Annotated in this window: 11 protein-coding genes and 2 pseudogenes; 6 read left to right on the forward strand and 7 right to left on the reverse strand. The window is 43.7% G+C overall.

All coding sequences use genetic code 11. From position 1 onward, the window contains the following. Positions 1-155: 155 nt before the first annotated feature. From cdaA to JCM15124_RS12760, 3 genes and pseudogenes are all read right to left on the reverse strand, one after another. Positions 156-932, reverse strand: coding sequence for a diadenylate cyclase CdaA (gene cdaA / locus JCM15124_RS01035; RefSeq protein ID WP_024997935.1), 777 nt, complete (start codon positions 930-932; stop codon positions 156-158). 225 nt (positions 933-1,157) lie between these two features. Beyond that, the gene (gene folP / locus JCM15124_RS01045; RefSeq protein ID WP_024997936.1) at positions 1,158-1,994 is read right to left on the reverse strand and encodes a dihydropteroate synthase; all 837 of its coding nucleotides are present in this window, start codon (positions 1,992-1,994) and stop codon (positions 1,158-1,160) included. 52 nt (positions 1,995-2,046) lie between these two features. Further along, positions 2,047-3,755: pseudogene (locus tag JCM15124_RS12760) on the reverse strand (Na/Pi cotransporter family protein). Positions 3,756-3,847: 92 nt separating this feature from the next. Between JCM15124_RS12760 and JCM15124_RS01055 the strand changes: the two are divergent. The 6 genes from JCM15124_RS01055 (at position 3,848) to JCM15124_RS01080 (ending at position 12,320) form a co-directional block, all read left to right on the forward strand. After that, positions 3,848-5,509, forward strand: coding sequence for a nucleoside kinase (locus JCM15124_RS01055; protein ID WP_024997937.1), 1,662 nt, complete (start codon positions 3,848-3,850; stop codon positions 5,507-5,509). 792 nt (positions 5,510-6,301) lie between these two features. Next, positions 6,302-6,772, forward strand: coding sequence for a T9SS type A sorting domain-containing protein (locus tag JCM15124_RS01060; protein ID WP_036884791.1), 471 nt, complete (start codon positions 6,302-6,304; stop codon positions 6,770-6,772). Then, the gene (locus tag JCM15124_RS01065) at positions 6,769-8,199 is read left to right on the forward strand and encodes a hypothetical protein (RefSeq protein ID WP_024997939.1); all 1,431 of its coding nucleotides are present in this window, start codon (positions 6,769-6,771) and stop codon (positions 8,197-8,199) included. Before JCM15124_RS01060 ends, JCM15124_RS01065 begins: the two co-directional genes overlap by 4 nt. 636 nt (positions 8,200-8,835) lie before the next feature. Further along, the gene (locus tag JCM15124_RS01070; RefSeq protein ID WP_024997940.1) at positions 8,836-9,321 is read left to right on the forward strand and encodes a T9SS type A sorting domain-containing protein; all 486 of its coding nucleotides are present in this window, start codon (positions 8,836-8,838) and stop codon (positions 9,319-9,321) included. Further along, the gene (locus JCM15124_RS01075; RefSeq protein ID WP_024997941.1) at positions 9,318-10,616 is read left to right on the forward strand and encodes a hypothetical protein; all 1,299 of its coding nucleotides are present in this window, start codon (positions 9,318-9,320) and stop codon (positions 10,614-10,616) included. The genes JCM15124_RS01070 and JCM15124_RS01075 overlap by 4 nt, the downstream gene beginning before the upstream one ends. 141 nt (positions 10,617-10,757) lie before the next feature. Continuing rightward, positions 10,758-12,320, forward strand: coding sequence for a hypothetical protein (locus tag JCM15124_RS01080; protein ID WP_024997942.1), 1,563 nt, complete (start codon positions 10,758-10,760; stop codon positions 12,318-12,320). A gap of 442 nt (positions 12,321-12,762) precedes the next feature. Here JCM15124_RS01080 and JCM15124_RS15660 read toward each other — a convergent pair whose 3' ends face one another. From JCM15124_RS15660 to JCM15124_RS01095, 4 genes and pseudogenes are all read right to left on the reverse strand, one after another. After that, positions 12,763-12,978 (reverse strand): hypothetical protein, encoded by a 216-nt coding sequence (locus JCM15124_RS15660; protein WP_156930589.1) that lies wholly within the window; start codon positions 12,976-12,978, stop codon positions 12,763-12,765. A gap of 120 nt (positions 12,979-13,098) precedes the next feature. Continuing rightward, positions 13,099-14,396: pseudogene (gene tyrS / locus JCM15124_RS12765) on the reverse strand (tyrosine--tRNA ligase). Positions 14,397-14,468: 72 nt separating this feature from the next. Next, the gene (yidD, locus tag JCM15124_RS14700) at positions 14,469-14,717 is read right to left on the reverse strand and encodes a membrane protein insertion efficiency factor YidD (RefSeq protein ID WP_084608746.1); all 249 of its coding nucleotides are present in this window, start codon (positions 14,715-14,717) and stop codon (positions 14,469-14,471) included. Continuing rightward, positions 14,714-15,142: ribonuclease P protein component (locus JCM15124_RS01095; RefSeq protein ID WP_024997944.1), on the reverse strand; the 429-nt coding region annotated here is incomplete at its 5' end. The genes yidD and JCM15124_RS01095, both read right to left, overlap by 4 nt.

Genomic DNA, 15,142 nt, shown 5'->3' on the forward strand with positions numbered 1-15,142 from the left:
TAGATATATTTCTGAAAAATATTTACACTTTTATCGCCTGTATTTCGCCTTTAAAATGTGGTATGCAAGTGGAACGGAGTAGCGGAGGAACAAGTTCTTTTCTGTTCGGAAAGATGAAACGATGGGCTTCTTTGCACCAAGTTTTCATTGTTCCTTTATAGGTCTGCGAGTTCCTTTGCCAAGATGCTTTCAAGCTGTTCGGCAGACAAGCGCACTTGAAATTCGCCACGAATGGCTACCGAAATCTTGCCCGTTTCTTCTGAAACAACGATGGCAAGGGCGTCGGAAGATTGCGAGATGCCCAATGCAGCACGGTGGCGGAGTCCGAAATCTTTCGGAATGTCTTGGCTGTGGCTTACGGGAAGAATGCAGCCGGCAGCCTTTATGCGTTTTTTCGATATAATCATTGCGCCATCGTGGAGGGGCGAGTTCTTGAAGAAAATGTTTTCTATGAGTCGTTGGTTGATGCGTGCATCGATGTAGTCGCCTGTTTCTACGATGTCCTGCAAGATAACATTGCGTTCTATAACGATGAGTGCGCCCACTTTTCCCTTGCCCATATTCATGCACGCCATAACGATTGGGAGAATGGACTTGCGGTCTACGCCCTTCTTGTTCTTGTCGCTTCGGAACAGTTTCAGTATGTTCTTTGCTTTCTGGTGCGCACCAAGGTTATAGAGGAAGTAGCGTATTTCTTTTTGGAAGAGCACGATAAGACCGATTACTCCCACAGAGACCAACTTGTCCATAATGCTTCCCAAGAGTCGCATTTCCAATACCTGACTGACGATAAGCCAGATAACAACGAACACCATAATACCTGCGAACACGTTGAGCGAACGCGATTCTTTCATAATACGATAGAGGTAGTAGAGCATGAGTGCTACCAACACTATATCGATGATGTCTTTTAAGCCAAATTCAAAAAACATATTTCTTCCTTTCTGCTATTTCTTTTGTGCAACGAACAGTCTATTCTACCTTTCTTGCAGCCGCCAAACGTTCTTTTCTCGTTCCTCGAAAAGTGCGTTTTCTCGCCATGGCAATGCACAAATAAATTTGGCATTGCTCATTTGGCGGCTTGCAAACGTTCTTTTCTCGTTCCTCTAAAAGTGCGTTTTCTCGCCATGGCAATGCTCAAATAAATTTGGCATTGCTCATTTGGCTGAACGAAAACGTTCATAAATACGTACGGTTTCTACGGCTTCTTTCACATCGTGGACACGCAAAATGCTTGCACCTTTCATCAGGGAAATCATGTTCAGGGCTGTCGTTCCGTTCAGACTTTCCTGTGCCGTGATGCCCAATAGCCGGTGAATCATGCGCTTGCGACTGATGCCAACAAGTATGGGAAGTTCCAAAGCGTGCAGCTGTTCCATTACTCTCATCAGTGCATAGTTGCCATCTATGGGGTCTTTGCCGAAGCCGAAACCGGGGTCTAAGATGATGTCTTTCTGCCCAAGGGCACGCAATTCCTGCACTTCGCGCGACAGGTTGATAAGCATATCGTGCATATTGGCAGCTTTCGACATTAATATATAAGGTGTGCCCAACTCGGCAACGGTGCGAAACATGTCGGGGTCGGCACCTTCTTCCACATCGTTTATAATATCTGCATTGAACTCCTCGACCATGCGTCGGGCGATTGATGCGCGGAAAGTATCAATGGAAACAATGGCGTCGGGCTGTGCTTGGCGAATGATGGGCAACGCCATGGCGAGGCGGCGCATTTCTTCCGCCTCGTCTACAAACTCTCCGCCGGGACGTGTAGAGCATGCGCCGACGTCGATAATCTTTGCTCCTTCGGCTACAATCCGGTTGGCACGATTGTATATTTCTGCCTCTGTTTGCATGCGGCTGTCGGCATAAAACGAGTCGGGGGTAACGTTCAAGATGCCCATTACACAAGGCTTCGAGAGGTCGAAGAGCTGCCCCCTTACGTTCATTGTATAGTCTACCGGACTAAATTGTTGCGCAAAACTTTCTTGTTCCATATTGGCAAAGCTAATAAAAACTCTTTAGATTTCAAGATAAAACGTTTTGCAATCAACTGTTTTGCTTTACTCCCATACGGGCTTCAACAACGTTTACAACATAGTCGCCAAGCTTTTCGCACTCTTGTATAATGTCCATATACATTGTTCCGATGGCGTAAGTGTAGTTATGTTCGTTCACGTCTTGAATGTTCTGCGTGCGTAGCTGGTCGCGGTAGTTGTTTATTTCGTTTTCAATGTTGAACGAATGGTGCACGTCGTTGTCGTGCTTGTGGCCTACCAGCAAGCTGTTCATCTGTGTCAGAGCATCGTCGGTAAGTTCAAACATCTGCTCTATACGGCTGTATTGCTTTTCGGTGAAGTCTTCCTTTGCCGATATACGACGATTTATAGTGCGTGCGATGTTGTAGCATGAGTCGCCGATACTTTCGAGTTCGGATATTTCTCGTAGCATAGAGCGCACCTTTTCTTTTGTCTCATCGCTGAGATGGGCATTGCTTACTTGGTCCAAATACTTAGCAATTTCTATCTCCATGTTGTCCGAAATGCCTTCATATTTCTCTATCCGTGTGTACAGTTTCACAAAATTCGACTCTTCGGTGGTATTCAACAGTTCTCTTACCATACCGAACATACGTTGCATACGCTCGGCAAACGAATGTATTTCCTTGCTTGCTTCGAGCACAGAAAGTTCGGGCGTCTTCATGATGCCTGCCTGAATGAAACGCAGACGGAAATCTTCTTCGGTTTCGCTCTTGCGTGGTTTGATAAGCAGGCAAACCAATTTTTCGAGTTGAGGAATGAACCAAATCAACAAGAAAGTGTTGGCAATATTGAACGAAGTATGGAAGGCAGCCAAAACAATAGGCAGTTTTAGCTTAATATCAGCAGAAGCTGCGTTTGTAGAGGGGTCGTAATCAACAAATCCGCATACCATATTTACGAATGGATAGAATACTGCAAGCACCCAAATCACACCGATGACATTGAACATAAGGTGCGCCAAGGCGGCTCTTCGCGCCTGTGTGTTGGCAGCCAAAGCAGCCAAATTGGCTGTAATGGTTGTACCAATGTTTTCTCCCATTACCAAGGCAATGCGAGATAGATAGGCAATACGCCCGTAGAACACAGTAAAATGGTGATGGCCATGACGGCAGCGGACGATTGGACAATCATTGTGATGATGGATCCAATAGCAAGAAATATCAGAATAGTGAAGTAACTGTTTACGTCGAACGACTTAAAGAACTCTATTACCTCAGGTGTTGTGTCCAGATGAAGTGCTTTTCCGGCATCGCTCAGCAGCACAAGGCTGAAGAACATAAAAGAAAGACCGAACAGGAAGTCGCCTATATAGCGCATTTTTCGCGAGTAAATCAGCACAATACCTATAAGGAAGGCAGGGAAAACAAAACTCGTAAGGTCTACCGAATAGCCTAACGACATAATCCAAGCTGTGAGTGTGGTTCCAATATTGGCACCCATAATCACCGAAATGGCTTGAGCAAGTGTCAGCAGTCCTGCATTTACGAACGAAACGGTCATTACCGTTGTTGCTGAAGACGATTGAACGGCACAGGTAATGAACGTTCCTGTAAGCATACCTGTCAATCTGTTGGTTGTCATTGCGCCCAAAATGTGGCGCAATTGTGAGCCTGCCATCTTTTGCAATGCTTCGCTCATTACCTTCATACCATAGATAAGCAATGCCAATGAGCCTATAATCTTGAAAAGAATGGCTAAATAAACACCTGTTGTCATAAATTAATTGTTTTGTAATGCATTTTTTTTGCTCTTTAATGAGAACTTGCTAACTTTATACCCTGAATAAAATCGTTAAACGTTCATACAAGATGAAACAAGTATTACAAATCCGTTGCAAAAATAATAAAAAAACTTTAGAAGTCCCAATCGGCAGCACACTTTATGAAGTTTATGGTGCATTTAATTTGAAAATGGACTTCGGACCGGTGAGCGCAAAGGTGAACAACAAGGCGACAGGAATGAATTATCAGGTCTTTCAAAATAAAGACGTTGAGTTTCTCGACCTTCATGCAGCGTCGGGCTTACGTACTTACACCCGCTCGCTGTTTATGGTGCTGTGCAAAGCCGTACACGACCTTTATCCAAAGAGCAAAGTTGTGATAGATACTCCTGTGTCGAATGGCTACTACTGCAACATCAGTATAGGGCACACCGTTACCGAAGACGATGTAACAAGGATACGTCGGCAAATGCAAAGCATCATAGACAGAGCCTTGCCCATACGACACTACGACACTACAACCGAGCAAGCTATCAATATGTTCCGCGAGTTGGGCGACGAAGCGAAGGTGAAACTCCTTGAGAGTATGGGCTCGCTCTATACCACTTATTACAAGTTGGACGACTACGTGGACTACTACTACGGTTCGATGCTTACGAACACATCGCAGATTAAGCTCTTCGGAGTTGAGAAATTCTTCGACGGACTGCTGCTCCGCGTGCCCTCGGCGGAGAACCCTGCTAAGTTAGACGACTTTATAAACCAAGACAAAATGTTTGAAGTATTCAGGGTTCACCATCGTTGGCAAGACATTTTGGGTGTGCGGACGGTGGGCGATTTCAACGAAGCCGTGAAGCAAGGATATTCCAACGACCTTATAAACGTGAGCGAAGCATTGCAGGAAAAGAAGATTTCGCAAATGGCAGAAACCATTGCAAATAAAGAAGGTGTGCGGGTTGTGCTGATAGCCGGACCCTCATCGAGTGGGAAAACTACCTTCTGTAAACGCCTTTCGGTGCAGTTGCTGACGTGCGGAATAAAGCCGGTACAGATTTCCTTGGACGATTATTTCGTAAATCGCACAGACACTCCGAAGGACGAAACGGGCGAATACGACTACGAAAATCTGTATGCGCTGAATATTCCGCTCATCAACGAGCAATTTACAGCCTTGTTTCAAGGCGAAGAAGTGCAGCTGCCAAGCTATAATTTCCAAACCGGTAAAAGCGAGATGAAAGGCAAAAAGTTGCGTTTAAAGCCCAACAACGTGCTGATAGTGGAAGGCATACACGCACTGAATCCGATGCTGACGAAGGATATTGCCGACGAAAAGAAGTTCCGCATCTACGCTTCTGCACTGACAACCATTCTGTTAGACGACCATAATTACATTCCAACAACCGACAATCGACTTATTCGCCGCATTGTTCGCGACTACAAGTATCGCGGTTGTTCGGCGCAAGAAACCATACGTCGCTGGCCAAGTGTGCGCGCCGGCGAAAAGAAATGGATATTCCCATATCAGGAAAATGCCGATGCCATGTTCAACACAGCTATGCTCTACGAGGTTGCAGTGCTGAAAGCGCAGGCTGAAGCCGTATTGGAACAAGTGCCGGAAAAGTGCGATGAATATGCCGAAGCCTATCGTTTGCGCAAATTCTTAAGCTATTTTGCATCGCTGCCTTTCCGCAGTTTGCCGCCCACATCGTTGCTCCGAGAGTTTTTGGGAGGCTCGTCGTTCAAGTATTAAGCGTATTTCAAGAAGGTTGTATCGCAGTTTCCCATCACGACTTATAATCGTTGAACTTTCATTAAATATGCGAACGGTTTGGAATAATGAACGGACAACACTTTATTTTTATAATGTGAGTTCGGCAAATAAAGCAAGTTAAACAGGTCATCTCGCAGGCGTTTTTAAGCAAGTCCGCTAATGAAACAGTGCAAGCTTTTCGGTTCAATCTTGTAAAGATTATTCTCTTAAAAAATGATAATTGCGGTTTGACATTGCGAAACCGTAGGTTTTACAACGCAAAACCTACGGTTTTACCGTGCAAAACAGCCGCTTTCGCAATGCAAAACAATAGGTTTTGTAATACACTGACGGATAGATAGTTATACAATAGCGATGCTTGCGAAAAATGTTTACGTTTTTATTGCCTTCTTTTTGCCATAAAATAGCATAAGTTCGGTGTACGAATTTGAGGACGAAGGCACTTCATTTCTTTTCTTGATGACAAGCATGTTAAATCATAAACAGTTCTTTCTTTAAGCATATTATATAAACAATATACCGACATAATTCTTATATCGAACCCACGTTTTTATAAGAAAACCATTAAAAATTAAAGTTTTATTACTATATTTGCAGACTAAACATAATAACTTTCAACCATGAAACTAAACGAGTAGATAACTTCTGTCTCCAAAAGACTGTAATTTGAGTATATTCGCACCTTTGTTGTGGCAAGGGATAAGTTAGGAATATGAGTTGAAAGGGTTTACCGAATGGCGAATGAAAAATTATCTTATTTAAATTTTTAATATGAAGAAAATCTGTTTTTTACAACTATTTCTCGTGATAGCACTTGCCGTCCATGCGCAGCCAACAAAAATATTCGTGTGGCTTGCAACGGGCGAACAAGTAACGTACAATCTTGCCGACCGTCCCAAGATGGTGGTAGAGAACGACAACGTACATCTAACCACGACAACGGCAGACATCGTATATGCTGCCAAAGATATTAAGAAGGTTACCTTTGACGGACAAACCGATGGTATCGAACAAGCAACAACGGCCGGTAAAACCGGCGAAGCTACGCTCTCGCAAGAGTTTATGACGCTTACAGGATTTAAGTCTGGTGAAGCGGTACATATCTTTGATGCTGCCGGACGGCTCATTGTCAGCGATGCTATCAACTCAGACGGTAGCTTGACCATTATGCTCAGTACCTTTAAACAAGGTGTATATATCGTTAAAACACAGTACAAATCGTTTAAGTTTATTAAGAAATGAGAAAGCATTTTATCTCCAAAGCTCTCACCTTAGCTCTTCTTTTCTGTGCCACAACGGCATCTGCGCAAGGTGTTTACATTTACAAGAATGGCAAGAAGCAAGTGTTTAAGTCAGAAGAAGTAGATAGTTTGGTCTTCTTCTCTACTGCCGACAACAGTACACCGAGTGTTTCCGATGAAACGTTTGAACTTCCCGTTGCCGATTTTACCAAGACTCTTTCTGACCTCAAGCCCGAAGAAGAGGCACGAGGCTTCAGCGTTAATCAGCCGAATAGCACTAAACTGGTATTGGAAAAGACTGCCGATGGACAAACATACCATTGGGAATATAACGGCAACGGGCAAGGAGTGTACATGTATGCTAAATGTTTGATAGCATCGGAAAAGATTGATGCTTTCAAAGCATTCCTACGCAAACAGGGCTACGAACTCGAAGTGGGCGCATCGATGAACGATGATGTAAAGGTATATGTGAATAAGACAGCTAAGACCGTTGTATATATTAATAAGGAGGGGAGCAGAGCCGAATACTTCTTCGGGGCTTATGATGAAAGCTTTACTTCTTGGACGCGTGTATCATTCCTGAACGACAATACCACGGCTACATGGTTGCCATTCTACGGGCGCGGTGCCACTGTAGAACTGATGCAGCTTTTCGAGAAGCGCATGAACCACAAACTGAACGCTGAAAAGTCGAAACCGGATAATGGCGTCTATGTTTATGATACCGGCGAGACACGCTGGCCAAGTGTGAAATACTGGTTCGATGTTCATACGAAGAATAGTCTTGAAGAGGCTTCTATATTTGTTGATGTCAATAATATTCCTACTCCGGAGCAAGTTACAACTTATCTGAAAACTTCTAACCACATCTACACCGGTATGAACGATTCGGAAGGCGATGTCATTTACTACAACTATGACCAAAAGTCAGCTTGCTTTGTAAAGATGGAAGATAAGACAGGAGGAAAGACCGAATACCTTCCGCAAATGCACTACGCCTATGCAGATCTCAGCAAACAGCTTCCACCGCTCACTGTCGATTTCCCTATGCCGATAGTAACCTTCGGTACAAAGACATTGGAAGAGATTACGGCTGAGTATCGTAAGCAGTCTTATTACAAGAGCGAAGAAACCATTGACTTAGGAATAGTTATCAATACCACTTCTGAAGACTTCCCTAAGATACTTCTACTTGAAGATGGCGGCAAGTATTGCGCAGCTATGGTAATAACCTTCAACAACCTAACAGCTCGTTCACCTTATATCGTAGACCTCCTCCAAAAGAACGGATACGAGAACGCAGTGGGTGTGAGCGCACTTCCTACATTTATTAACAAGCAGAACAATGTGATGGTTCAGTTCGACCTGAATGATATTCTGCAAATGGGCTGGTTCACTATCTCGTTCCAGCCAAATGAATTTTAAGATGGGCAACAATAGATAAAGTACCATCGGTTTTTTCGGTTCAATCATGTAAAGATTATTCCGTTAAAAAGCGATAGCTGCGTTTTTGCATTTCGAAAGCGGCTGTTTTGCAACGTAAAACTTACGTTTTTACCTTGCAAAACAGCCGCTTTTGGAACGTCAAACAATAGGTTTTGCAATGCACTGATGGTTAGAGAGTTAAGCGAAAGCTATGTTTATGAAAAATGTTTATATGTTTATAACCTGCTTTTCGTTTATAAAACAACGTGGATTCGGTGTAATAATTCGCCGAAGAAACTTCGCTTCTTTCTGTTTGTAAGCATACTAAACCACAATCAGTTCTTCCTTTAAGCATCTTGTAAATTATATAATGGCGTAACTCTTATATCGAACTTACATCATTATTTCTTTCTATAAAGAGTATGTAATATTGTTAATTTAGCACAAATTCCTTAAAAGAGATTAAGTTTTTCCAAATTTACTTGTACCTTTACAAACTAATAATGCCTTGCTACAATAGCGTGTAAATGCTTTTCATGTACAAGGAATTATAAACGAAATCCGGAAAATCACGAAATAGAGAATTGGAAAATCTGAAATTATATAACTTAAACATTAACTTAAATATCAATCATTATGAAGAAAAGACTATTCTCAATTGTCGTAACAAGCATAATGACAATGGGCTTCTCGCAAGTTCATGCGCAGATGCAGCTCGTGGTTACACCACAATCGGGTGATGTCGGCAAGTATGCCATAACAGACATTCAGAAGATAACCTTTGCTGCTGATGGCTTGCACATCATTGGAAGTGCTTTTACAGTAGAACCTGTGTGGAAGTTATCTGCCATTAAAGACATTAGGTTTGTCAAGACGACAGATGGAATCGGTAAAGTAGGCAACAGCGAAACGGGGGGAATAAAGATTTCCCAACGTGGCGATATGCTTTACATCAACGGCTTAAATGCCGAACAAACAGATGTTGCCATCTACGACCTGAAGGGTCGCACAATGCTACGCACGAAAGTTGCTGACGGCGAAGGCATCGATGTATCAAGCCTGCAATATGGCGTATTTATTATCAAAGTTAAAAACACAACCTTTAAATTCGTAAAACAATGAAAAAGAATATATTACTTTGCCTTATGGCAATCTTTAGTCTGACAGCATTTGCACAGACAGAACCCAACCGTTTGGTAGTATTGGAAAAGACCAATTCTCACAAGGCGTTCATAGTAGACCGTATAGATAACATTTTCTTTGCAACTGTTGAAGGCAGAGTTGCAGCCGATGTAACCTTTAAAGACTACAAGACCGGTCCTACCGGCGATACTATTTGGGTGGCAGTAACGAAGACACCGGAATGTAAATCGTATAAGATTGCTTGTATCCCACAGTCTCTTTCAAGCAAGATAACTACCGATGAGATTGCCGTTTCTTACTTTGAGAGAACCAATCAGACCATGATGCAAGACGATTTCACGAATGCACAGATGACCGGTTTCGACCAACCGTTCAACGATAATACACCTTATACCATCATTACGCTTGGCTATGATAAGTACGGTGTAGCCTGCAGCATGTCGAAAGCAGAATTTACAACTCCCAAGAAACCGCTTGTAGGAACACCTAAGGTAACGGGCGAAATCTTAAATACAACTGCTACGACCATAAAAGCTAAGTTCACAGGCAATGCAGATGCTAAGGGCTATGCTTTCTGTATCTTCCTCAAGGGTGAAGCTCAAAAGCAGTTTGAACAGTTCGGTCCGATGATGGGATTGACCAATATGGGCGATATGATTAAGAAGTGGGGCGTTAAATGCACCGGCGAATACACATACGAATGGACCGGCATGCAGCCTAATACCGACTACGAAATCTATGTGCAAGCGTGGGACGTACAGGAAACCTATGCAGATATGGTTGTTGTTCCGGTTACAACAAAGAAACTTGGTGGCACCGGCGTTGCAAAAGTAAATATCGAAATCAAGGAGTTTGCAAAAAGTGGCGATAGTTACTACCAACGTGTAATATACACACCAAACGCCGAATGCTCGTTGCATAGAGACATTATCATTGAAAAGCAGGCGTTCGACAAATCCGATATGGGAGAAGCAGGTGTTATAGCACTATTGAAGGAAGACCACGATAAGGATCCATATTGGAACCAGTACGGTGTCGATGATGCAACTTGGAATGCCAATCCTTCAACAACATACTATGCTTGCTCTTTGGCTAAGAACATAAACGACGAATGGGGACCACTCGAAAAGGTAGAATTTACCACCCCGGCCGCTCCGGCCGGCAGCAAGGTTGCTCCGACTCGCATTGCACAAGGAACATCTAAAGGTGTAACGCAGATACCTTTTATAAATGCAGGAAAGAAGCAATCGGAGTTCCGGATAATTCAAAAGTAACATAAAAAAGACGAGCGTGTAAAGTAAACGACGTGTGTTAATGGTTTAACACAGTTTACTTCACACGCTTTTATAATTTCAGCCATTGGGTGTAAATTCATGCAATGGTTTTTATAAACAACTCTAAAACCAATATTATTTATGAAGAAGCTTTGTACATTCTTCTTGTTCTCCGTCCTTTTCGCAACTATGGCGGTGGCACAGGACGCTCCGACGGTCATCACACAACCGGCAGAGGGCAACACCATTAACCTTTATCGAACAACCACCGGTTTCGAATCAGTGTACTACCATGGGGTTCCTCATAAGGGCACAGGCGACTGGCAGCGACTCGTATTTGGTAATGACGGTGCCGTATATCTTGAAAATCCCATCAATTCGTTTTATGGGAAGACATGGATTAAGGGCGCACGCACCGAGGGAGACACTATTGCTTTTCAACTGCCGCAAGCCATTTTTTCCGAAAAAGATGTATCTACGGGGGAATTGAACTATGGCTTTCTCTATTGTATACATGCAGCCAAACAAGGCGGGAAGGATACTTTTGTACCCAACGAGGGCAAGGAAAACCAAGTCCTTAAGTATGTATGGCGCAATGATTCTCTCATAATGGTAGTCAAGGAGGGCGAAATGATTGGTATGTGCCGTGCCAATGGTGCTTGGACAAGCTATGCCGAAGCTACCTACAAAGCCACTCGTAAGGACGACAACAAACTTGCACCACCCGCATCAGCTAAGGTTTGGGACGGTCTTGTGCTCTATATGGACATGGCGGGGAAATCGCAACTCTATCCTGTGAAATATGCTATCGACGGCAACGATGTGTACTTGGGCGACTTGTCGGCAAACGTAAAGGGTTACTGGATAAAGGGAACGAAGAATGGTACCACCGTAACCTTCCCTCCAACATCGTATCTCGGCATCGACCGCACGACGGCTTGCTATGTTTATGTCTCATCAGCCGTCATGGGAAAAGGCAAGAACGAAATGGGTAACGAGTTTGACAAAGCGTGTATGAATAACGAACCTCTTGTTTTTACTTACGATGCTGAAAAGAACTCGCTGAGCACGAAAGGTATATTGATGGTACACAAGAGTGCTGACGACGACCGTAGCACTTACATCTTCGACACTTATCGCTATGCGCTTATCAATCAGTGGGACAAGAAGGCGGCTGCTCCAATGCCACCAAAACCTACAGCCTACCAACCTTACGACCCGAGTCCGTGGGGTGGTCCCGGAGGATTACAGTTCATGTTGAGCTACTACTCGGCTGACTTTGATTATCTTGACCCGGCGCATCTCTACTATAATCTCTACATAGACGGCGAGCGGCAAACTTTCGTACCTGCCACTTACAAGAACCTAAAGACAGAGATGACCGACATTCCTTACACTTTTTATGACCAATACGACTTCTACAGGTATGATGAGAACTCGCGTGCTATCTATTTCTACAAGGAAGTAAAAGAGAAAGTGGGTATAGAAGCTCTGTATATCGACGGCGATAAGCGGCTCAGCTCCGGCATTACAGAATACCAAATATCGCCTACCGGGATAAACTTCGCTACGGCAAAGCAGATAGAACGTATTGAGTTCTACGACCTATCAGGCCGTATCATCAGCCACCCGGAAAAAGGAATTTACGTGCAAACTACCATCTATACCGATGATTCTCGGGTATCAAAGAAGATAGTGAGATAGTTCCAATATAAGGCACAGTGGGTTTTCGAGGAACGAGAAAAGAACGAAAAGAAAGCAATAAAAACGTAAATATTTTTCACAAGAATACCTATTGTGTAATTATCTCTGCATCAGCGTATTACAAAACCTATTGTTTTGCATTCCAAAACCGTAGGTTTTGCACGGTAAAAGCGTAGGTTTTGCGTTGCAAAACCTACGCTTTCGCAACGCCAAAGCGATTATATCACTTTTTAACAGAATTATCTTTACAATATTAAGCCGAAAAGATCGTACCATTTCATCAGTGGGCTTGTTAAAAAATATCTGCGAGATGGTCTGCTTAATCTGCTTTTTTATACCGAACCAACATATCGTTATGGCGATATTCCATGTATAAACAATAAGCCTGTCCTTGAGGATATGTGCTAATAGCACGCCTTAAGGACAGGCTTTGCATTTCTGTTCAGCGCAGGTCGCTTGCAAGAATAAGTAGGTGTTCATAATTAATTGACATTGTATTTACGGCTATTTTCCGGTCAGTCTGCCGTCTTGAAGAAGGAGTGTAGCGGGCTACACGACGGATGAAAGGCGACAGAATGACGAAAAAGAGACGTGAAGACGATGGCAAAGTGAAAGCATAAAAGATAAAAGCAATATAGATACGTTTAATTTTGAACACCTACTTATCGATTAAACTTGCACTTGTCGGTTTTATTTTATAGGAAAGATAAACAGGCTTGGCTTTATTCTAAGCCACATTGTCGTTCCTTTTCCATCTTCAGCCTTTTGTGCCATAAAGTTACTTCACAATTACAAGGAAGTAGTTTTTCTTGCCTTTTTGCACCAATAAGTATTTACCATCAATAAGGTCTTCGGCAGTAATCACTTGGTCGAAGGCTTGCAACTTCTCCTTGTTAAGCGATACGCCACCGCCCTTAACAAGTTTGCGCATTTCGCTCTTGCTTGGGAAAATCTGCATGCCCTCTTGGTTGAAGATGTCTACCGCAGGCTGTCCGAGCAGGTCTTTAGACACCTCGTAGTGTGGAACATCTTTGAAAACGTCGTTGAAAGTCTGTTCGTCGAGCTGCAAAAGGTTCTCTTTGGTAGCCTTTCCGAAAAGAATGTTCGATGCCGCCATAGCCATATCAAGGTCTTCCTGCGAGTGAACCATACGCGTAACCTCTTCTGCCAGACGGCGTTGGAGCGTGCGACGCCCCGGGTCTTGGCGATGTTCGTCTACAAGAGCGTCGATAGTGGGTTTGTCGAGCGACGTAAATATCTTTATATACTTTTCTGCATCGTCGTCGCTGACGTTGAGCCAGAACTGATAGAACACGTATGGAGTGGTGCGGTTGCGGTCGAGCCAGATGTTTCCGCTTTCTGTTTTGCCGAACTTCTTGCCGTCTGCCTTTGTTATAAGTGGGCAAGTAAGACAGTAAGCCTCAGCTTCTTGTCCGAGTGTGCGGCGGATAAGCTCTGTGCCGGTGGTCATATTGCCCCATTGGTCGTTGCCGCCGAGCTGCAGTTTCACCCCAAACTTCTCGTATTGGTATAGAAAATCGTAGCCTTGCAATAGCTGATAGGTAAATTCAGTGAACGAAAGACCGTCGCTTGCTTCACCATTAAGGCGGCGTTTCACGCTGTCCTTCGCCATCATATAGTTCACGGTGATGTGCTTTCCGACTGTTCTGGCGAAGTCGAGGAAAGTAAAATCCTTCATCCAGTCATAGTTATTCACCATTTCTGCCTTGTTGGGCGCATCGCCATCGAAGTCGAGGAACTTGCCAACCTGCTTCTTTATCGCCTCTTGGTTGTGGTAAAGGGTTTCGGTATCAAGCAGATTGCGCTCTTGCTCTTGCCCGATGGGTCGCCAATCATACCTGTTGCGCCACCAATGAGCAAATAAGGCTTGTGTCCGCATAGCTGCAAATGGCGGAGCATCATAATTCCGCAAAGGTGTCCGATGTGTAAAGAGTCGGCAGTAGGGTCGGTTCCAAGGTATGCCGATACCATTTCTTTTTGCAGAAACTCCTCTGTACCGGGCATGATTTGCGCCAACATACCGCGCCATTTTAGTTCTTCAACAAAGTTCTTCATCAATTATTGTGTTTAAAGCCCGTATGGGCTGTATTATATATAATGTATTATCGGGGTGTTTTTATGTGTTGTTTAGGGAACCGGGTCGTACCCGCTCCCACCCCATGGGTTGCATCTTAGTATTCGCCAAATAGCCAATCCGAGTCCTTTTATCGGACCATGCTTCATCAATGCTTCCTTTGCATACTCCGAACAAGTAGGTGTAAACCTGCAAGAAGGAGGCGTAAAGGGCGTGATAAACCGTTGATAAAACAGAATTGGAATTATCAGTAGCCACGATAGCAGGCGCGAAACAGCGTGTAGAACCTTCTGAAATATCATTCTTGGATAGTTTCTTTTCTGTCTGTTTCTATCTTTTCCCCGATGCGTTGGAGCAGATTGCACACCTTGTTTTCTACATCGGCAGATGCGTGAAGCATATTATCGAGCCATATAAAAGCGAGTAATACCTCCTGATTTGGCATTGGTTGCAACTTGTCGAGCAAGATATACTTGTTTTTTCGATACGCTTCTCTCACCTGTCTCTTCACTCTGTTGCGCTTTACGGCACGTTTAAAGTGCTTCTTGGGTACGCTAACGAGTATCTTTACTTGTGGTAGTGTTGCGCCTTGCATTTCGTTGCGGTCTGTTATCACATATACTGCCCGCAGCGGAAAAGCAACCATAGAATGGCTATTTCCCCCATTAAAGAGCCGGTCTATGAGCAGTTTGCTGCATATTCGCTCCTCTTTACACAACGTAAATCT

Source organism: Prevotella falsenii DSM 22864 = JCM 15124, from assembly GCF_000613945.1.
Lineage (GTDB): Bacteria > Bacteroidota > Bacteroidia > Bacteroidales > Bacteroidaceae > Prevotella > Prevotella falsenii.

Coding starts and splice junctions, on each gene's coding strand:
- cdaA (WP_024997935.1), bottom strand. CDS start 932: ATGTTTTTTGAATTTGGCTTAAAAGACATCATCGATATAGTGTTGGTA.
- folP (WP_024997936.1), bottom strand. CDS start 1,994: ATGGAACAAGAAAGTTTTGCGCAACAATTTAGTCCGGTAGACTATACA.
- JCM15124_RS01055 (WP_024997937.1), top strand. CDS start 3,848: ATGAAACAAGTATTACAAATCCGTTGCAAAAATAATAAAAAAACTTTA.
- JCM15124_RS01060 (WP_036884791.1), top strand. CDS start 6,302: ATGAAGAAAATCTGTTTTTTACAACTATTTCTCGTGATAGCACTTGCC.
- JCM15124_RS01065 (WP_024997939.1), top strand. CDS start 6,769: ATGAGAAAGCATTTTATCTCCAAAGCTCTCACCTTAGCTCTTCTTTTC.
- JCM15124_RS01070 (WP_024997940.1), top strand. CDS start 8,836: ATGAAGAAAAGACTATTCTCAATTGTCGTAACAAGCATAATGACAATG.
- JCM15124_RS01075 (WP_024997941.1), top strand. CDS start 9,318: ATGAAAAAGAATATATTACTTTGCCTTATGGCAATCTTTAGTCTGACA.
- JCM15124_RS01080 (WP_024997942.1), top strand. CDS start 10,758: ATGAAGAAGCTTTGTACATTCTTCTTGTTCTCCGTCCTTTTCGCAACT.
- yidD (WP_084608746.1), bottom strand. CDS start 14,717: ATGATATTTCAGAAGGTTCTACACGCTGTTTCGCGCCTGCTATCGTGG.